The following is a 19,753-nucleotide window of genomic DNA, read 5'->3' as shown; positions in this document are numbered from 1 at the left end:
ATGATCCACGTAGAAAACGTAAGTAAGACCTTTGTGCTCCACCAGCAAAACGGCGTGCGCCTGCCGGTGCTGCAAAACGCCTCGTTAGAGGTCAGCAAGGGCGAATGCGTAGTGCTGCACGGCCACTCCGGCAGCGGAAAATCCACCCTGCTGCGCTCCCTGTACGCCAACTACCTCCCGGACGAAGGCCATATCCGCATTCGCCACAACGATGAGTGGGTCGATCTGGTGCAGGCCCCCGCGCGTCAGGTGCTGGACGTGCGCCGCACGACGATCGGCTGGGTGAGCCAGTTTCTGCGGGTGATCCCCCGGATCTCCGCCCTGGACGTGGTGATGCAGCCGCTGCTGGATCTCGGCGTGCCGCGTGAAACCTGCGCCGCCAAAGCCGCCAGCCTGCTGACGCGCCTCAACGTGCCTGAACGCCTGTGGCACCTTGCCCCGTCGACCTTTTCCGGCGGCGAGCAGCAGCGCGTCAATATCGCCCGCGGGTTTATCGTCGACTACCCGATTTTACTTCTGGATGAACCCACCGCCTCGCTCGACAACAAAAACAGCGCCGCCGTGGTGGAGCTGATCGAACAGGCCAAAGCGCGCGGCGCGGCGATCGTCGGGATCTTCCACGACGAAAGCGTTCGCAGCCGCGTGGCGGACAGACTACACCCGATGGGGAACGACGCATGATTATCAATAACGTCAGGCTGGTGCTGGAAAATGAAGTCGTTGATGGCTCGGTTGAAGTCCATGACGGCGTTATTCGCGCCTTTGCCGAAACCCAGAGCCGCTCGCCGGAGGCAATGGACGGTGAAGGCGGCTGGCTGCTGCCGGGGCTGATTGAGCTGCATACCGATAATCTGGACAAATTTTTCACTCCGCGCCCGAAGGTGGACTGGCCCGCCCATTCGGCGATGAGCAGCCACGACGCGCTGATGGTCGCCAGCGGCATCACCACCGTGCTCGACGCGGTGGCGATTGGCGACGTGCGCGACGGCGGCGACCGCCTGGAGAATCTGGAGAAGATGATCAACGCCGTGGAGGAGACGCAAAAACGCGGCCTCAACCGCGCCGAGCACCGTCTGCACCTGCGCTGCGAGCTGCCGCACCACACCACCCTGCCGCTGTTTGAAAAGCTGGTCGGGCGCGAGCCGGTCTCGCTGGTCTCCCTGATGGACCACTCGCCGGGGCAGCGCCAGTTCGCCAACATTGAAAAGTATCGCGAATACTATCAGGGCAAATATTCTCTCAGCGATGCGGAGATGGCCCGCTACGAAGAAGAGCAGCTGGCGCTTGCGGCACAGTGGTCGCAGCCGAACCGCCTTAAGATTGCCGCGATGTGCCGGGACCGCAATATCGCGCTGGCCAGCCATGACGACGCCACGCACGATCACGTGCGCGAATCCCACCAGCTTGGGAGCGTAATCGCCGAATTTCCCACCACGTTTGAAGCAGCTGAAGCCTCCCGCAGGCACGGCATGAACGTCCTGATGGGCGCGCCAAACATCGTGCGCGGCGGCTCGCACTCCGGCAACGTCGCGGCAAGCAAGCTTGCCTCGCTCGGCCTGCTGGATATTCTCTCGTCCGACTACTATCCCGCCAGCCTGCTGGATGCGGCGTTTCGGGTGGCCGACGACGAGGGCAACACCTTTACGCTGCCGCAGGCGATTCGCCTGGTGACGAAAAACCCGGCCTCGGCGCTTAATCTCCAGGATCGCGGGGAAATCGCCGAAGGTAAACGCGCGGATCTGGTGCTGGCCCACCGCAAGGGGGAGCACATCCATATCGACCACGTCTGGCGTCAGGGAAAAAGGGTGTTCTGATGGGAAGACTTATCTGGTTAATGGGGCCGTCCGGCTCCGGTAAGGACAGCCTGCTGTCCGCCTTACGGCAGCGAGAACATCCGCAGCTGCTGGTCGCGCACCGCTATATTACCCGCGCGGCCAATGCAGGGAGTGAAAACCATATCGCCCTGAGCGAGCAGGAGTTTTTCATCCGGGCCGGGCAAAACCTGCTGGCGCTGAGCTGGCACGCCAACGGTTATTACTATGGGATCGGCATTGAGACCGATCTGTGGCTGCATGCGGGCTTCGACGTGCTGGTTAACGGCTCGCGTGCGCCCCTGCCACAAGCGCGCGCCCGCTATGAGGCGGCCCTGCTGCCGGTCTGTCTGCAGGTTTCGCCGGACGTCCTGCGCAGCCGGTTGCAGAGCCGGGGGCGTGAATCAGCCCGTGAGATCGACAAGCGGCTTGAGCGCGCGGCCCGCTATGCCCCGTCAGACTGTCACATCCTCAATAACGACGGAAGTTTGCTACAGTCAGTCGATACCTTTTTATCGCTTATCCGCCAGAAGGAGAAACAGCATGCCTGACTGCCAGCTTCGCCCCGCTACCGCCGACGATGCGCAGAGTGTTTACGCCCTGATCTGCGAGCTTAAGCAGGCAGAGTTCGATCGCCCGGCGTTTCACGCGGGCTATCTTGCCAATCTGCAGGATCGCAATATGCGCTACCAGCTTGCGGAGAGAGAGGGGCAGGTCATCGGCATGATCGGTCTGCACATGCAGTTTCACCTCCATCACGCGCGCTGGATCGGCGAGATCCAGGAGCTGGTGGTGATGCCGCAGGCGCGCGGGTTAAAGGTGGGAAGCCAGCTGCTGGCCTGGGCGGAAGAGGTGGCTAGACAGGCCGGTGCGGAGCTGACCGAACTTTCCACCAGCGTGAAGCGCACCGACGCGCACCGTTTTTACGTTCGTGAAGGATATACGCAGAGCCATTTTCGATTCACTAAACCGCTGTAGAGGTGCGTTATGAGTCTGACCATCACGTTGACGGGAACCGGTAGCGCCCAGCTGGTGCCGGTCTTTGGCTGCGACTGCGCGGCCTGCCGCCGGGCGCGACTGCAGGATAACTATCGCCGCCGTCCCTGCAGCGCGGTCGTCAAATTCAACGATGCGGTGACGCTGCTGGACGCGGGCATTCCGCACCTGATGGACGACTGGCCCGCAGGCAGCTTCCAGCAGTTTTTGCTCACCCATTACCATATGGATCACATTCAGGGGCTCTTCCCCCTGCGCTGGGGCGTGGGCGCGACCATTCCGGTTTACGGTCCGCCGGACGACGCGGGATGCGACGACCTGCTTAAACATCCGGGGATTCTGGATTTCAGCCACACGGTCGAACCGTTTGTGATGTTTGAACTTCAGGGGCTGCGGGTCACGCCGCTGCCGCTCAACCATTCAAAACTGACCTTCGGGTATTTGCTGGAATCGGCTCACAGCCGCGTGGCCTGGCTTTCCGACACCGCCGGGCTGCCGGAAAAAACGGTGAAGTTCCTGCTCAACAATCAGCCGCAGGCGATGATTATCGACTGCAGCCATGAACCGCGCGAGGAAACGCCGCGAAACCATTGCGACTTAACTACCGTGATTGCGTTAAACGAGGTGATTGGCTGCCCTCAGGTGATCCTGACGCACGTCAGCCATCAGTTTGACGTATGGATGATGGATAACCCGCTGCCGCAGGGCATGGAAGCGGGCTATGACGGGATGATGCTGGTGCTCGACTAAGTTTTGCCGGGTGGCGGCTGCGCCTTACCCGGCCTACGGTCCAGGGTTTTGTAGGCCTGCGTAAGCGAAGCGCCACCAGGCTTTAGCCTCGATCGTAATCGTCTTCTAACCTGCGCTCATCTTCTTCTAACCGACGGCGATCGTCATCCAGCTGACGCTGACGTTCATCTAAACGGCGTCGTCTGTCTTCAAGCTGCCGACGACGATCGTCGTACTGTCGGCTGTCGATTTGACGGCTGCGGTCATAACGATCGTCGTCATCACTGTTTCGGCTGCTGCTGGGGTTGTAGGCATCGTTTATCGCCTGCTGAATGTTGCCAATAGCATCATCAACAATATCGGCATGAGCCAGCTGGCTGGTGAGTGACAGCAGACCGAATAACAGAGCAGTTGAGTAACGTTTCATAAGGCCAGACTCGCAGGTGAACTGGCTTTACGATAATGAACGGCGGGGAGCCGGGGTAGCGGAGGAATCTCAAATTACCATGACCTTGCGCAGCGCCTGCGCCAGCTGCACCCGCGTAAACGGCTTACGCAGTAGCTGAACGTCCGGCAGCTGAGGATTGTGCGTGGGGCGTAAATCCTGGCCACTGATCAGCAGCACCGGAAGCTGCGGATAATGGCTACGCACATGGTTAATCACCTCGGCGCCGCTCAGGCTTCCCGGCAGCATCAGGTCGCTGATAAACATGCCAATATCCGGTGACGCCGCCAGCATGCTCAGCGCCTGCTCGCCGTTGTCCGCTTCCAGCGTCAGGTAGCCAAGCTGGTGCAGCTGCTCGCACAGGGTCTGACGGACATCGGCTTCATCTTCCAGCACCAGCACCAGCCGCTCGCTATCGACGGAGGCGGTGGCTGACAGCGCTTCAGCAGCAGCAGCGGCGGGCAGCACCGAGCGCGGGAGATGAAGCCGGACGGTCGTTCCCTGCCCCGGCGCGCTTTCAATCTCCACGCGACCGCCGGACTGGCGCACAAAGCCGTAGACCATCGACAGGCCCAGCCCGCTTCCGCTCCCGGTCTGCTTGGTGGTGAAGAACGGTTCAAAGACCCGGGATTTCACCTCCTGCGACATGCCGCTGCCTCGGTCAATCACTTCCAGCGCCACCATATCCTGCCTGCGCCCGTCGCTGCGGGTGACGCGCTGATTCCAGGTGCGGATTTTAATCACCCCGCTTTGCCCTTCCATCGCATCGCGGGCGTTCATCACCAGGTTAATGATGGCGTTTTCCAGCTGGCTAACGTCTATCCAGGCGGGCCATGCGGGCGATTGCGCCTCAATCTCCAGGGTCAGGGTGGCAGGCAGGGAGTGGCGCATCAGCTCCCGGAGGTTCTCCAGCAGCGGCAGCATCTCTACCGCATGCGGCGTCAGGGATTGCTTGCGGGAAAACGCCAGCAGCCGCTGGGTCAGTAAGGCACCACGCTCGGCGGCCTTCAACGCCCGGGTGATGCGCGGCGCGTCTTTTGATTCGGGATCGGTAAGCTCAAGGCTGCCGATGATCACCGCCAGCAGGTTGTTAAAATCATGCGCCAGTCCGCCGGTCAGCTGTCCGACCGCCTTCATCTTCTGGCTGTGCAGCAGCGCCTCTTCCAGCCCCTGACGCTCAACGCGGTCGATCTCCATCTGCGTGGTTTTCTCTTTCAGCAGGCGCGTGGTGTGCTCAAGCGAGGCGGTGTTGCGGGCAAAAACGTTAAACGCGCGCGCCAGCTCGCCCAGTTCATCGCGCCGCTGGAGGGCGGGAACGGAAACATCCTGTTCGCCGTGGGCAAGGCGCGACATCGCCCGGGAAATGGCCGTCAGGTTAGAGGCGAGATTGCGGTAGATATACCAGCAGGCGCACCCGGTAATGATCAGCGCCAGCACGGCGAAGATGCTGATAAACACGCTGATGGACTGCAACTCGTGATGGCTCTGGGCCGTGCGAAGCCGGGAGGCCTGCGCCACCTGTTCGACGTACTGATTAATGTCACCGTTGAGGATCGCCACCAGCGCCTTGATGTGGAACATATACCAGCTTATCGCCAGATCGCTCTCTTCCAGCTGCTTCGACAGCGGGGCGAGCTTGCCTAACTCGGCATTAAAATCAGGCAGAACGCTGTTCACAACCGGCTGTGCGGCACTCCGGGGCAGCGCTGCGGCCACGCCGTCCAGCTGATGAACGGTCGCGCGCGGCGAAGGGGTGTCGATGGCGGCGGCGATCAGCCGGTCCATCTCCATCAGCTGCTGCGCATCCGGTACGTTGCTGCCATAGCGGCGGTTGATGTCCTGCAGATGACGCAGGTAGCTCTGGCTTTGATACAGTGAACTCAGCAGCGCGTTACGCTCCAGATGGCGTCGCTGTCCGCGCTCAAGCATCTCCGTCACGCTCTGCTGTAGCTCATTGCTTCGTTGAATAATGCGCGCCACCAGCGCCGGCTCCTGCTGCGCCAGCGGCGCATCCGCAAGCTGCTCCAGCGAGCGGCGCAGCGCCATTTGCGTCTGCTTCAGGCGCTCGGCTTCGCCTTTGTACTCCAGCGCCCCCACCACCTGTGAGAGCCGCACCGCTGCCGTCGCCACGTTGGCGGTATCACGGGCCAGGTTCATGCTGCCGGTCATGTCATCCAGCGTTTGCTGCTGCACCTGCTCCTGGATCTGGCTGGCATGACGAAAGCCGAGCACCGCCACACCGCTCACCATCAGCGTCACGGCGACCACCAGCAGATTGAAAATCAGCAGGCGTCCGCGGGCGCTGGCGAAAAACGGGGGGCGTGATGGCATGGGTTTGGGCTCCTGTGCGGTTTGCTGCCCTCACCCTGGCCCTCTCCCACAGGGAGAGAGAAAAGAGAAATGTGACGGCGATTAGCTATTCATAACTATGACAAATATGAACGGCTTCTGACATTTTGCATTTACGTACCTGTGATGAAGTGCAGATATCGGCATTCGCAGGAGATCCGCCATGAGCAGAACCCCGGTATTAGAGATGCGCAGCATTGCCAAAACGTTTGGCAGTTTCCACGCGCTCAAGGGTGTGGATTTGACGGTCTTTCCCGGTGAGATCCACGCGCTGATGGGTGAAAACGGCGCGGGAAAAAGCACGCTGATGAAAATTCTCGCGGGGGCCTATACCGCCACCAGCGGCGAGATCCTGATCGACGGTCAGCCGTTTCACATTAAAGGGCCGAAAGATGCGCTGGCCGCTGGCATTACCCTGATTTATCAGGAGATGCAACTCGCGCCCAATCTGACCGTTGCCGAAAATATCTTCCTCGGCAGCGAGCTGTCGCGCGGCGGGATGGTGCAGCGCAAAGAGATGGCCGCCCAGGCGCAGGCGGTGATTGACCGTCTCGGTGCGCAGTTCAGCGCCACCGACCTGGTAATGAAGCTGACCATCGCCGAGCAGCAGCAAGTGGAAATTGCCCGTGCGCTGCACCGCAACAGCCGCATTCTGGTGATGGACGAACCCACCGCCGCCCTCTCCTCCCGCGAAACCCACCGCCTGTTCGAACTGATTTTGCGCCTGCGCGATGAAGGAATGGCGATCATCTATATCAGCCACCGGATGGCGGAAGTGTATGAACTCTCTGACCGCGTCAGCGTGCTGCGCGACGGGCAATACGTCGGCAGCCTGACGCGCGACAAGCTGAACGCCTCCGAGCTGGTGCGCATGATGGTGGGCCGCCCGCTAAGCGACCTGTTCAACAAGGAGCGTGACATTCCTCTCGGCAGCCCGCGCCTCAACGTCCACCACCTCACCGACGGCAAAAAAGTACAGCCGTGCAGCCTGCAGGTACGTTCCGGCGAAATCGTCGGGCTGGCGGGCCTGGTCGGGGCCGGACGCTCCGAGCTGGCACAGCTCATCTTCGGCGTACGTAAAGCCACCGGCGGCATGATTGAGGTCGACGGCGAGCCGGTGGTAATCCACTCCCCGCGCGCGGCCATCGAAAACGGCATCGGTTTTCTCACCGAAAACCGCAAGGAGCAGGGGCTGTTTCTGGAGCTGGCGGCGCAAGAGAACATCACCATGGCGACGCTGGAGCGTGACGCCACCTTCGGCATGTTAAACCGCAAAAAAGCCCAGTCCATTTCCGACGACGCCATTGCCCTGCTCAACATCCGCGTGCCGCATTCTCAGGTGCGCGCGGGCGGGCTGTCCGGCGGTAATCAGCAAAAGCTGCTGATCTCCCGCTGGGTGGCCATCGGCCCGCGCATTCTGATTCTGGACGAACCCACTCGCGGCGTGGACGTCGGCGCGAAAAGCGAGATCTACCGCATCATGAACCAGATGGCGCGCAAAGGGGTGGCGATTCTGATGATCTCCAGCGAGCTGCCGGAAGTGGTAGGCATGAGCGACCGGGTGTACGTGATGCGCGAAGGCAGCATTGCGGGCGAGCTCCACGGGCGCGACATCTCTCAGGAAAACATCATGACGCTGGCAACCGGCGTGAACGACACTCATCATCAGGCGGTGTAACCATGACACATTCAACCAGTCCGCAGCAGGTGGCGAAATCCGCCTCCGCAAAAAAAATGCTGATGAGCGATCTGATGCAAACTGTCGGTATCCTGCCGATTCTTATTCTGATTGTGGCGGTATTTGGCTTTATCGCCCCTAACTTTTTCACCGAGAGCAACCTGCTCAACATCACCCGTCAGGCGTCGATCAACATCGTACTGGCGGCGGGAATGACCTTCATCATCCTGACCGGCGGGATTGACCTCTCCGTGGGCTCGATTTTGGGCACCACGGCGGTGGCGGCGATGGTGGTCTCGCTTATCCCTGAATTTGCCATGCTCTCCATTCCGGCCGCGCTGATGCTCGGCATGGTGCTGGGCCTGTTCAACGGCGCGTTGGTGGCCTTTGCCGGGCTGCCGCCCTTCATCGTGACGCTCGGCACCTATACGGCGCTGCGCGGCGCGGCGTATCTGCTGGCGGACGGCACGACGGTCATTAACTCCAACATCAGCTTCGAGTGGATCGGCAATAACTACCTCGGCCCGATCCCGTGGCTGGTGGTAATCGCGCTAGCGGTCATTGCTATCTGCTGGTTCATCCTGCGCCGCACCACGCTCGGCGTACATATCTACGCGGTCGGCGGCAACATGCAGGCGGCGCGACTGACCGGCATTAAGGTCTGGCTGGTGCTGCTGTTTGTCTACGGTATGAGCGGCCTGCTCTCCGGGCTTGGCGGCGTGATGAGCGCCTCGCGCCTCTACAGCGCCAACGGCAACCTCGGCACGGGCTACGAGCTGGATGCGATTGCGGCGGTGATCCTCGGCGGCACCAGCTTTGTCGGCGGGATCGGCACGATCACCGGCACGCTGGTCGGCGCGCTGATCATCGCCACCCTCAACAACGGAATGACGCTGATGGGCGTCTCCTACTTCTGGCAGCTGGTGATCAAAGGGGCGGTGATCATCATAGCGGTGCTGATCGACAAATACCGTACCCGACACCATCAAAGTGCATAACAACAACACCCTACAGCTTCGAGGAAAACCCTATGCGTTTGAAACCCTTAGTGACCGCGCTCTGTGCTGGCGCGCTGCTGGCCGCAACACCGTTTGCGCAGGCAAAAGATCTGAAGTCCATCGGCGTGACGGTGGGCGACCTGGCTAACCCGTTCTTCGTGCAGATCACCAAAGGTGCCGAGCTGGAAGCGCGCAAGCTGGCTGGCGATAACGTCAAGGTGACGCTGGTTTCCAGCGGTTACGATCTGGGCCAGCAGGTGGCGCAGATCGACAACTTCATCGCCGCGAAGGTGGACATGATCATCCTCAACGCCGCGGATTCCAAAGGGATCGGCCCGGCGGTGAAGCGCGCGAAGGACGCCGGGATCGTGGTCGTGGCGGTTGACGTGGCGGCGGAAGGGGCCGACGCGACCATCACCTCCGATAACACCCAGGCGGGCGAAATGGCCTGTAAGTACATTACCGACCGCCTGAAAGGCAAAGGCAACGTGGTGATCATCAACGGACCACCGGTCTCTGCGGTGCAAAACCGCGTGGAAGGCTGTCAGACGGAATTCAAAAAACATCCGGATATCAAGGTGCTCTCGGATAACCAAAACGCCAAGGGCAGCCGTGAAGGCGGTCTGGAAGTCATGACCTCCCTGCTGGCGGCCAATCCGAAGATCGATGGCGTATTCGCCATTAACGATCCGACCGCGATCGGTGCCGATCTGGCCGCGAAGCAGGCGCAGCGCAACGAGTTCTTTATCGTCGGCGTGGATGGTTCGCCGGACGGTGAGGAAGCGCTGAAGCGCGAAAACTCCCTGTTTGTCGCAACCCCGGCGCAGGATCCACAGGTGATGGCGGCAAAAGCGGTGGAGATCGGCTATGACATTCTACAGGGCAAACCTGCGCCGAAAGCGCCGGTGCTGATCCCGGTGACGATGATCGATAAAAAGAACGTCGGGACCTATAAGGGGTGGACGGTTAAGTAACCCCGGTGCGGCCTGATGCCCTCACCCTAACCCTCTCCCACGGGGAGAGGGAACTTACTCCCCCTCTCCCTTGAGGGAGAGGGCCGGGGTGAGGGGGTGGCATAAAACTCAAGGAGTCCCCATGAAACGCTCCGACATCAATGAAATCCTCGGCCACACGCGGCAGTTCTTTTCCATGCACGACGTGCATCTCCCGCCTTTTGCCAGCTTTCCGCCCACAAAATGGCAACAGCTTGACCAGGCCGCATGGCAGGAAGTGTTCGACCTCAAGCTCGGCTGGGACGTGACGGCGTTCGGCGGCAATAACTTTGCCGCTGAGGGCCTGACGCTGTTTACCCTGCGCAACGGCTCGCCCAACGGCGTGCCTTATGAAAAAGGCTATGCCGAAAAAATCATGCACGTGCGCGACGGCCAGGTCACGCCGATGCACTTTCACTGGCGCAAGCGTGAGGACATCATCAACCGGGGCGGCGGGAACCTGATTGTAGAATTGTGGAATGCCGGTGCACATGAAGAGACGGAAAACACCGACGTGACGGTCACCGTCGACGGCTGCCGTCAGACCCACGCGCCCGGCAGCCAGCTGCGCCTCACGCCAGGGGAAAGCATCTGCCTGACGCCCGGTCTGTACCACAGTTTCTGGGGCGAACGCGGCTTCGGCGACGTGCTGGTTGGGGAGGTGTCATCGGTCAATGACGATGAACACGACAATCACTTTTTGCAGCCCGTTGCCCGCTATAACAACATAGAAGAAGACGAACCGGCGCTGCTGGTGCTGTGCAACGAGTACAACCTGTTTCGGATATAAGGGGTGAATGATGCCATTGATTTCTCTTGCCGACGGTCTGGAGCACGCCAGGGCGCATCGCTATGCGCTGGGCGCGTTTAACGTGCTCGACTCCCACTTCCTGCGCGCGCTGTTCGCCGCCGCGAAGCAGGAACGCGCGCCGTTTATCATCAACATCGCCGAAGTGCATTTTAAGTACGTGTCGCTGGATTCGCTTGTCGAAGCGGTGAAGTTCGAAGCCGCCCGTCACGACATTCCTGTGGTGCTTAACCTCGACCACGGCCTGCATTTTGAGGCCGTCGTACGCGCCCTGCGCTTAGGGTTCAGCTCGGTGATGTTCGACGGCTCTACGCTGAGCTACGAGGAAAACATTCGCCAGACGCGGGAAGTGGTGAAGATGTGCCACGCGGTCGGCGTGTCGGTGGAGGCGGAGCTGGGTGCGGTCGGCGGGGATGAAGGCGGCGCGCTGTACGGGCACGCGGATGAAGCCTTCTTTACCGACCCGCAGCTGGCGCGCGAATTTGTCGATTCAACCGGCATTGACGCGCTGGCGGTCGCCATCGGCAACGCGCACGGCAAATACAAGGGCGAGCCGAAACTCGATTTCCCGCGCCTGGACGCCATTCGCCAGCAGACGGGGCTGCCGCTGGTTTTACACGGCGGCTCCGGGATTAGCGATGCCGACTTCCGCCGCGCCATCGAGCTGGGCATCCATAAAATCAACTTCTATACCGGCATGTCGCAGGCCGCGCTCGCCGCCGTTGAGCAGCGCATGGCGAACCGCCAGCCGCTGTACGATGAATTTGCAGAGCTGCTGCTGGGCATTGAAGAGGCGATTACCGATACGGTCGCCGAACAGATGCGCATCTTCGGCAGCGCGGGGAAAGCCTGATGGAACGTAAAGGGATCATTGCCGCAGGCAACATGCTGGTGGATCACGTCCACCAGATCGTGCAGTGGCCGGAGCGCGGCTGGCTGGCGGAAATCACCCACAGCGAACGCTCCACCGGCGGCGCGCCGCTCAACGTCCTGCTGACGCTGGCAAAAATGCACGTTGGCCTGCCGCTGCAGGCGGTGGGGCTGATTGGCGAAGACGGCGACGGGGACTACATTCTGGCGATGCTCGACCAGTACCACGTCAACCGCCAGCGCGTACAGCGCACCACCTTTGCGCCAACCTCCATGTCGCAGGTGATGACCGACCCCAGCGGGCAGCGCACCTTTTTCCACTCGCCGGGCGCCAACCGTCTGCTGGATCTTCCCGCCTTCGATCGTTTAGACGGATCGATGAAGATCTTCCATCTCGGCTACCTGCTGCTGCTCGACAGTCTGGATATGCCCGATGACGAGTTTGGCACCCGCAGCGCGCGGCTGCTGGCGCAGATGCGCGACCAGGGATATGAAACCTCGCTCGATCTGGTGTCCCGCAAGGGCGACCCGCGCTACCAGCCGCTGGTGCTCCCTGCCCTGCGTCATCTGGATTATCTGGTGATTAACGAACTCGAGGCCGGTGAGTTTAGCGGACTGACAATGCGTGACGATAACGACGCCCCACACGTTGCCCATATCGCCGACGCCGCCGCGCAACTGTTGGCGGCCGGCGTCCGCCAGCGGGTAGTGATCCACTGTCCGGAAGGGGCATGGGGAGAAGCACCCGGTGAAGAGGGTCGCTGGATCCCGTCATGGATGCTGGAGCAGGAAGAGATTATTGGCAGCGTCGGCGCGGGCGATGCCTTCTGCGCAGGCTTTTTATACGGCTGCCATGAATCGCTCCCGCTGACAGAGAGTATTTATCTGGCGCACGCCTGCGCGCGCGCAAGTCTGCTGGCCGCCAATGCGATTGACGGCGCAAAAACGCTGGCCGAGCTGCAGGCGTTTATTCGCGAGAGCGTTTAATTTAACAATAATTGCGATTTTTCATTACAGTTCTATGAATTTTACATTCCCAAACTACACTCTCTCCATCTGGCATATTCGGCGTGGGCAGCACTCTGTCCGCATACTTTTCCGAAATGAGATAGAAAGAGGACAAGGGAAAAATGTTCGCAGCAATCATCATCGGTATTTTCATTATCAGCGTTATTTATGCGCATTCACGCGGCAAAGAAAAACAGACGCTTTCCCGTCAGCTCTTCGACCATTCAACGTTCATGGCACCCATCAATATGTTTATGACGGCGTTTTCTTCCCTGCCCGCCAGGCAGCCTTTCTTTGAAACAGAACGCTTCCCGGAATTAAATAAGCTGACGGAAAACTGGCTGGTTATTCGCGAAGAGGCGCTGCGTTTGCAGCATCATATTAAGGCGGCGGAAAATAATAACGACGCTGGCTTTAACACCTTTTTTAAACGCGGCTGGAAACGTTTTTATCTGAAATGGTATGCCGATGCCCATCCCTCCGCGCAGTCTTTATGCCCGGTGACGACCCGGCTGGTGAGTGAAATCCCCTCGGTGAAGGCGGCCATGTTTGCCGAGCTGCCGGCGGGTGCGAAGCTTGGCAAGCACCGGGACCCGTACGCGGGCTCGGTTCGATACCATCTGGGCTTATTCACACCGAATGACGATCGCTGCTTTATTGAAGTCGACAGGCAGCGCCACAGCTGGCGGGATGGTGAAGCCGTTATTTTTGATGAGACCTACGTCCACTGGGCAGAGAATAAATCGGATCAAACGCGCATTATTCTCTTCTGTGATATTGAGCGTCCCATGAAATGGCGCTGGGCGCAGGCGGTTAACCATTGGGTGGGAACCACGCTGATGTCTGCAGCCAGTTCACCGAATGACGAGAATGACAGCACTGGTGGCATTAACCGCATCTTTAAATACGTTCATGCGGGCCGCGAGCGGGGGCAGCGTCTGAAAAAAAGAAACCGTAAGGCCTATTACGCCCTCAAGTATCTGTGCATCGTTGCCATCTTTGCCGCCATTATTGTTCCGGCGATAACGTAAGCCTTATGCCGCCTGTTCGGGCCGGCTCACATCGGTGGCAAACACGTAACCCAGCCCGCGGATGGTTTTGATGAGCGCAGGCTGATGCGGGTTAGCCTCTATTTTCCGGCGCAGGCGCATGATCAAGACGTCAATCGTGCGGTCGAACACGTCGGCGCTTTCGCTGTGGGTCAGCTCAAGCAGACGATCGCGGCTCAGCACCCGGCGGGCATTCTGCGTAAGCGCCAGCAGCAGGCCGTACTCACCCTGGGTTAAGGGCACGGTATTCCGCTGCGGATCGCTCAGCTCGCAGCGGGTGGTATCAAGCGTCCATCCGTTAAAAGCAATGCCCGCGACGGGCGCTGCGGGGGCTTCAGCAGCAAGCACGCCGGTACGTCGCAATACCGCTTTCACGCGGGCGACCACCACGCGCGGGTTGAACGGTTTGCCAATATAATCGTCGGCCCCCATCTCCAGCCCTACCACCACGTCTGACTCACTGCCCAGCCCGGTTAACATCACAACCGGTAGCGCCGGTCGCTGCTTTTGCAGCTGCAGAAGAACCTGCAGGCCGTTGATATCCGGCAGCATCATATCCAGCAGCACAAGCGCGATATTCGGCTCCTGCTGTACCTGCCGCAGTGCATCCTGGCCGTTATGGCAGACAAGCACGCTAAAGACGTGCTCGCTCAGCACGTCCTGAAGCAGTTCGCAGACTGCCGTATCGTCATCAACCACCAGAATCGCCGGTTTCATCGTATGCTTCCGTCAGGGGATTATGTTAAGTCTGAACCATTCTGCCGTCGGCTCCAGTCAAATGGTTTTTTCAGTGACGGAAATTCAACCCATGTCACATCCGCTGCCCTGTCGACACGTCAATTTTGACGATTGGCTGTTTTTTGTCAGGGTTTTCACCGCGAAGGGGCCGTAAAGTCAGGGTATACCCATACGAAAAACATGGCATAGAAGCTGCATAGTGGGTGCGAATGATTCGATTAACTGGAGCAGACTGATGAAAAAAGTCGTCACGGTTTGCCCTTATTGTGCCTCAGGTTGCAAGATCCACCTGGTGGTCGATAACGGCAAAATCGTCCGGGCGGAGGCCGCACAGGGGAAAACCAACCAGGGCACGCTATGCCTGAAAGGTTACTACGGCTGGGATTTTATTAACGATACCCAAATCCTCACCCCGCGCCTGAAAACCCCTATGATCCGCCGCGAGCGTGGTGGCAAGCTGGAAGCCGTCTCCTGGAGTGAGGCGCTCGATTACGTCGCTACGCGCCTTAGCGCCATCAAGGCCAAATATGGCCCGGATGCGATTCAGACCACCGGCTCTTCACGCGGGACGGGGAATGAAACCAACTATGTGATGCAAAAATTCGCGCGCGCCGTTATTGGAACCAATAACGTCGACTGCTGCGCTCGCGTCTGACACGGCCCATCGGTTGCAGGTCTGCACCAGTCGGTCGGTAACGGCGCAATGAGTAATGCCATCAACGAGATAGATAATACCGATCTCGTCTTCATCTTTGGTTATAACCCGGCGGATTCTCACCCTATCGTCGCGAACCACGTTATTCGCGCTAAGCAGAACGGGGCGAAAATTATCGTCTGCGATCCGCGCAAAATTGAAACCGCGCGCATTGCGGATATGCACATCGCGCTGAAAAACGGCTCGAACATCGCGCTGCTGAACGCAATGGGGCACGTCATTATTGAGGAGAATCTGTACGACCAGGCGTTTGTCGCGACCCGTACGGAAGGCTTTGAAGAGTATCGGAAAATCGTCGAGGGCTATACGCCAGAGTCGGTGGAAACAATCACCGGCGTCAGCGCGCAGGAGATCCGCCAGGCGGCACGGATGTATGCCGGGGCGAAAACCGCCGCCATCCTGTGGGGCATGGGCGTGACCCAGTTCTATCAGGGGGTGGAAACGGTACGTTCTCTTACGAGTCTCGCGATGCTGACCGGCAACCTGGGTAAAGCGCACGTCGGCGTGAACCCGGTACGTGGTCAGAATAACGTCCAGGGTGCCTGCGACATGGGCGCGCTGCCGGACACCTACCCGGGCTACCAGTACGTGAAGTTCCCGGAAAACCGCGAGAAATTCGCGAAGGCCTGGGGCGTGGAAAGTCTGCCTGAGCACACCGGGTACCGCATCAGCGAGCTGCCGCACCGCGCGGCGCACGGCGAAGTGCGTGCGGCCTACATCATGGGTGAAGATCCGCTCCAGACCGACGCCGAGCTGTCTGCGGTACGCAAAGGATTTGAGGATCTGGAGCTGGTGATTGTCCAGGATATCTTTATGACCAAAACCGCGGCGGCGGCGGATGTGATTTTACCGTCGACCTCCTGGGGCGAGCATGAGGGCGTCTACACGGCGGCGGACCGCGGCTTCCAGCGCTTCTTTAAGGCGGTCGAGCCGAAGTGGGATCTGAAAACGGACTGGCAGATCATCAGCGAAATCGCCACCCGCATGGGCTACCCGATGCACTACAACAACACTCAGGAGATCTGGGACGAGTTGCGCAGTCTGTGCCCGGACTTTTATGGGGCAACCTATGAAAAAATGGGTGAGCTGGGGTACATCCAGTGGCCGTGCCGCGACGAGTCTGAATCCGACCAGGGGACGTCGTATCTCTTTAAAGAGAAGTTCGACACCCCGAACGGGCTGGCGCAGTTCTTCACCTGCGACTGGGTCGCGCCGATCGATAAGCTCACCGATGAGTATCCGATGGTGCTCTCCACCGTGCGTGAAGTAGGCCACTACTCCTGTCGTTCGATGACCGGCAACTGCGCCGCACTGGCGGCACTTGCGGACGAACCGGGCTATGCGCAAATCAATACCGCCGACGCAGAGCGCCTTGGTATTGAGGACGAAGCGCTGGTATGGGTGAACTCGCGCAAAGGGCGAATCATCACCCGTGCGCAGGTCAGCGACCGTCCGAACAAAGGGGCGGTCTATATGACCTACCAGTGGTGGATTGGCGCCTGTAACGAGCTGGTAACGGAGAACCTAAGCCCGATAACCAAAACGCCGGAGTATAAATACTGCGCCGTGCGCGTGGAGCCGATTGCGGATCAACACGCGGCGGAACAGTATGTGATCGACGAATATAACAAGCTGAAAGCCCGACTGCGCGAAAGCGCAATGGGTTGAACCCGTTAATTCATCAATGAATAAAGGGAGTGAGATATTCACTCCCTTTTTATTTCTGCTTAACCTATCAATAATATCAATTATTATTCTGGAAAGCGGCTCGCAGAAATAATGTAATTTTCGCGAAAAAGAATTACATCTTTGCATTTTAATTCAGAGGGATAAGATGTGCGGCGGGTGCTTAAGACTTTCTGTCTTGAGCATTGTTGAGGGACAGAAAGTAGAAAGCCCCGGGAAATTTTCATTTACCCGAGGCTACTCCCTCAACTCCGAACAAGTTGAGAGTAGCCTCTTATTCTTTTTTTGACAAGGAGTAAAAGGTATGACGCCATTAAAAACTGCGTTAGGCATCGTCTTTATTATTTGCCTGACGATAGCGATCTTTACCTTTATTACTCGCGGCAGGCTCTGCGAGTTTTCAATAAAGAGTGAGCATCAGGAGGTGGCGGCTAAATTAGCCTGCAACGCAGGCTAACCTCTGCGGGCGGAACGAAGGTTCCGCCCGGCTTGTAGGATGCTGAGGTCTTAATGCACCCATTTTTTTCTTCCGCCACCGCGATTATACTGCGCGGCGTGTACCCAGATGATAAGAATCCATGAAACCCATTTTTCTGTTGTTATTCTTTTTAACCTCGTTCGCCTATGCGGATGAGATCGGCAGCCAGTATCAGAAGCAGGCGGAAGCAGGCGATGCCCGCGCCCAGTATTATCTTGCTGATACGTACTTCAGTTCCGGTGACAGCAAGCAGGCAGCGCTTTGGGCAGAGAAAGCCGCAAAAGGCGGCGATGTTGACGCCATGGCGCTGTTGTCGCAAATCCACTTTACGCAGGGCGATTACGTACAGGCCAAAGCCCTGGCGCAGCAGGCAAACATTGCCGGCAGCAAACGCGGCGCAATCATGCTGGCGCGCGTGCTGGTGAACACCCAGGCGGGGAAAACTGACTATCCGCAGGCGATCAAGCTGCTGCAAACGGCGACCGAAGATATCGACAGCGACTCAGCGGTAGATGCGCAAATGCTGCTGGGCCTGATTTATGCCAACGGCGTTGAAGTGGTTCAGGACGACGCCCTGGCGGCATCGTGGTTTAAGCGCAGTTCATCTCTGTCACGCACCGGCTACGCGGAATACTGGGCAGGGATGCTGTTCCAGCAGGGCGAGAAAGGCTTTATCACACCCAATAAACAGAAAGCACTGTACTGGTTGAACCTGAGCTGCACCGAAGGGTTTGATACGGGATGTGAAGAGTTTGATGCGTTGAGCGGAGAATAAAGTGCCGGGTGACGGCTTCGCCTTACCCGGCCTACAAAAACCGTAGGCCCGGTAAGCGCAGCGCCACCGGGCTTAACACATTACTGGTCAGCCGTCTTATCAAAACGACCCAGCACCTCGCGCTCATACGCCAGCGCTTTTTTACGATCGAATTTGTGTTCCCACTTGGCGATAACCAGCACGGCCAGCGCATTACCCACCACGTTCAGCGCCGTACGCGCCATGTCGAGGATACGGTCCACGCCGGCGATAAACGCCAGGCCTTCCAGCGGAATACCGACGCTGCCGAGCGTAGCCAGCAGCACTACGAAGGAGACGCCCGGAACGCCTGCAATACCTTTAGACGTCACCATCAGCGTCAGCACCAGCACGATCTCCTGCCACAGCGACAGGTCAATGCCGTACAGCTGCGCAATAAAGATAGCGGCGATGCTCTGGTACAGCGTCGAACCGTCCAGGTTAAAGGAGTAGCCGGTCGGTACCACGAAGCTGGTAATAGAGGCCGGCGCGCCGTAGGCTTCCATCTTCTCAATGATACGCGGCAGCACGCTCTCAGAGCTTGCCGTGGAGTACGCCAGAATCAGTTCATCTTTCAAAATACGAATCAGGATCCAGATGCTCAGCCCGCACAGGCGCGCCACGATCCCCAGCACCACCAGCGCGAAGAACAGGATGGCGAAGTGCACCAGGAGCACCAGCTTCGCCAGCGGCCACAGGGAAGCAAAACCGAAGTTCGCCACGGTGACGGCGATAAGCGCAAACACCCCTACCGGCGCGTAACGCATCACCATGTGGGTCACTTTAAACATGGTTTCAGAGATGGAACGGAACACGGTGACCAGCGGCTCACGGTGCGTCGCCGGCAGAGAAGAAAGCCCCAGACCGAACAGCACCGAGAAGAAGATGATAGGCAGCATCTCGCCCTTCGCCATCGACGCCACGATGTTGGTCGGCACCAGCGACAGGATAGTGCCCATCAGGCCATGCGCGTGGCTCTGCACGTCAGCGGTCGTACTTTGGTATTTCGAAATATCCACCGTCGCCAGCTGCGACATATCAATCCCGGAACCCGGCTGGAACACGTTCGCCAGCGTGATACCGAGGATAATCGCAACCGTAGTGATCACTTCGAAATAGATAATGGTTTTCGCACCAATACGGCCTAACTGCTTCGCATCGCCGACGCCCGCAATACCGACCACCAGCGTCGAGATCACAATCGGCACCACGATCATCTTGATCAGATGAATAAAGATATCCCCTGCCGGTGAAAGCAGGTTCGCAATCAGCCATTCGCGGCTGTCGCTGTGATAGTGGAGGTAACTGCCCAGCAGGATGCCCAGCACAAGGGCGATTAAGATCTGCCAGGCAAGGCTGACTTTAACGTTTTTCATAGAAACTGACTTCCTCAATGAAGCGCCTTATTCACTCAAACTGCATGAATAGGGAGACATACTGAAAGGGTATGAATTGTGTTGCGTTGGTTTATGGGATTTTTTAACGCGGCGTATGAGTATCATTTGCGCGACCTGTTGCGCAAGCCTTAAAGAACGACGCGTTTCACTCACAAAAGCGACGATGACGGGAGTTTGTTCTAATTCTGATAAATAACCTTTTGTTATAAAAAC

19 protein-coding genes are annotated in these 19,753 nt (G+C 58.7%); 15 read left to right on the top strand and 4 right to left on the bottom strand.

Features of this window, described 5'->3' with window-relative positions; translation table 11 throughout:
* The 5 genes from phnL to phnP are packed head-to-tail and all read left to right on the top strand — an operon-like array spanning window position 1 to window position 3,557.
* Window positions 1-681 (top strand): phosphonate C-P lyase system protein PhnL, encoded by a 681-nt coding sequence (gene phnL, locus L370_RS13345; protein WP_023334206.1) that lies wholly within the window; start codon window positions 1-3, stop codon window positions 679-681.
* On the top strand, window positions 678-1,814 hold the full coding sequence (gene phnM / locus L370_RS13350) for an alpha-D-ribose 1-methylphosphonate 5-triphosphate diphosphatase (protein WP_023334205.1): 1,137 nt from the start codon (window positions 678-680) through the stop codon (window positions 1,812-1,814). Before phnL ends, phnM begins: the two co-directional genes overlap by 4 nt.
* Window positions 1,811-2,362, top strand: a complete 552-nt coding sequence (gene phnN / locus L370_RS13355; RefSeq protein WP_155858027.1) for a ribose 1,5-bisphosphokinase — start codon at window positions 1,811-1,813, stop codon at window positions 2,360-2,362. Before phnM ends, phnN begins: the two co-directional genes overlap by 4 nt.
* On the top strand, window positions 2,355-2,789 hold the full coding sequence (gene phnO, locus L370_RS13360) for an aminoalkylphosphonate N-acetyltransferase (RefSeq protein ID WP_023334203.1): 435 nt from the start codon (window positions 2,355-2,357) through the stop codon (window positions 2,787-2,789). The genes phnN and phnO overlap by 8 nt, the downstream gene beginning before the upstream one ends.
* A gap of 9 nt (window positions 2,790-2,798) precedes the next feature.
* Window positions 2,799-3,557, top strand: coding sequence for a phosphonate metabolism protein PhnP (gene phnP, locus L370_RS13365; RefSeq protein WP_023334202.1), 759 nt, complete (start codon window positions 2,799-2,801; stop codon window positions 3,555-3,557).
* An 82-nt stretch (window positions 3,558-3,639) separates the two neighbouring features.
* Here the strand turns inward: phnP and yjdP are convergent, their stop codons facing one another.
* Window positions 3,640-3,963 carry a DDRRRQL repeat protein YjdP gene (yjdP, locus tag L370_RS13370; protein ID WP_023334201.1) on the bottom strand — a complete coding sequence of 108 codons (324 nt, stop codon included), beginning with the start codon at window positions 3,961-3,963 and terminating at the stop codon, window positions 3,640-3,642.
* A gap of 69 nt (window positions 3,964-4,032) precedes the next feature.
* Window positions 4,033-6,312 carry a hybrid sensor histidine kinase/response regulator gene (locus L370_RS13375; protein ID WP_023334200.1) on the bottom strand — a complete coding sequence of 760 codons (2,280 nt, stop codon included), beginning with the start codon at window positions 6,310-6,312 and terminating at the stop codon, window positions 4,033-4,035.
* A 181-nt stretch (window positions 6,313-6,493) separates the two neighbouring features.
* Here L370_RS13375 and L370_RS13380 point away from each other — a divergent pair, with 181 nt between their 5' ends.
* The 7 genes from L370_RS13380 to lpxO all read left to right on the top strand — a co-directional run bounded on the left by L370_RS13380 (window position 6,494) and on the right by lpxO (window position 13,715).
* On the top strand, window positions 6,494-8,008 hold the full coding sequence (locus tag L370_RS13380; protein WP_023334199.1) for a sugar ABC transporter ATP-binding protein: 1,515 nt from the start codon (window positions 6,494-6,496) through the stop codon (window positions 8,006-8,008).
* A gap of 2 nt (window positions 8,009-8,010) precedes the next feature.
* Window positions 8,011-9,006 (top strand): ABC transporter permease subunit, encoded by a 996-nt coding sequence (locus L370_RS13385; protein ID WP_023334198.1) that lies wholly within the window; start codon window positions 8,011-8,013, stop codon window positions 9,004-9,006.
* Between the two features lie 32 nt (window positions 9,007-9,038).
* Window positions 9,039-9,980, top strand: a complete 942-nt coding sequence (locus tag L370_RS13390; RefSeq protein ID WP_021242935.1) for an ABC transporter substrate-binding protein — start codon at window positions 9,039-9,041, stop codon at window positions 9,978-9,980.
* Between the two features lie 121 nt (window positions 9,981-10,101).
* A complete protein-coding gene (locus L370_RS13395) occupies window positions 10,102-10,788 on the top strand; it encodes a D-lyxose/D-mannose isomerase (RefSeq protein ID WP_023334197.1) in 687 nt (228 codons plus the stop codon).
* A gap of 10 nt (window positions 10,789-10,798) precedes the next feature.
* Window positions 10,799-11,659, top strand: a complete 861-nt coding sequence (locus L370_RS13400) for a ketose 1,6-bisphosphate aldolase (RefSeq protein ID WP_032639423.1) — start codon at window positions 10,799-10,801, stop codon at window positions 11,657-11,659.
* A complete protein-coding gene (locus tag L370_RS13405) occupies window positions 11,659-12,663 on the top strand; it encodes a carbohydrate kinase family protein (RefSeq protein WP_023334195.1) in 1,005 nt (334 codons plus the stop codon). Before L370_RS13400 ends, L370_RS13405 begins: the two co-directional genes overlap by 1 nt.
* 143 nt (window positions 12,664-12,806) lie before the next feature.
* Window positions 12,807-13,715, top strand: coding sequence for a lipid A hydroxylase LpxO (gene lpxO / locus L370_RS13410; RefSeq protein WP_023334194.1), 909 nt, complete (start codon window positions 12,807-12,809; stop codon window positions 13,713-13,715).
* A gap of 3 nt (window positions 13,716-13,718) precedes the next feature.
* Here the strand turns inward: lpxO and L370_RS13415 are convergent, their stop codons facing one another.
* Entirely contained in the window at window positions 13,719-14,450 is a 732-nt protein-coding gene (locus L370_RS13415; RefSeq protein WP_023334193.1) for a response regulator, read from the bottom strand.
* Window positions 14,451-14,706: 256 nt separating this feature from the next.
* Between L370_RS13415 and fdhF the strand changes: the two genes are divergently transcribed.
* The 3 genes from fdhF (at window position 14,707) to L370_RS13435 (ending at window position 18,125) form a co-directional block, all read left to right on the top strand.
* Complete coding sequence (gene fdhF / locus L370_RS13425; RefSeq protein ID WP_081706855.1) at window positions 14,707-16,854, top strand: formate dehydrogenase subunit alpha; 2,148 nt, start codon at window positions 14,707-14,709, stop codon at window positions 16,852-16,854.
* Between the two features lie 322 nt (window positions 16,855-17,176).
* Window positions 17,177-17,329, top strand: coding sequence for a Hok/Gef family protein (locus L370_RS13430; RefSeq protein ID WP_023334190.1), 153 nt, complete (start codon window positions 17,177-17,179; stop codon window positions 17,327-17,329).
* Window positions 17,330-17,450: 121 nt separating this feature from the next.
* Entirely contained in the window at window positions 17,451-18,125 is a 675-nt protein-coding gene (locus tag L370_RS13435; RefSeq protein ID WP_023334189.1) for a tetratricopeptide repeat protein, read from the top strand.
* Window positions 18,126-18,205: 80 nt separating this feature from the next.
* On the opposite strand, the gene gltP is transcribed toward L370_RS13435, so the two are convergent.
* Window positions 18,206-19,519, bottom strand: a complete 1,314-nt coding sequence (gltP, locus tag L370_RS13440) for a glutamate/aspartate:proton symporter GltP (protein ID WP_023310067.1) — start codon at window positions 19,517-19,519, stop codon at window positions 18,206-18,208.
* Between the last annotated feature and the right edge of the window lie 234 nt (window positions 19,520-19,753).

This window comes from Enterobacter sp. MGH 24, from assembly GCF_000493015.1.
Classification (GTDB): Bacteria; Pseudomonadota; Gammaproteobacteria; order Enterobacterales; family Enterobacteriaceae; genus Enterobacter.
Note: the sequence above shows the minus strand (reverse complement) of the source record. Positions and strands in the feature narration are given on the sequence as shown.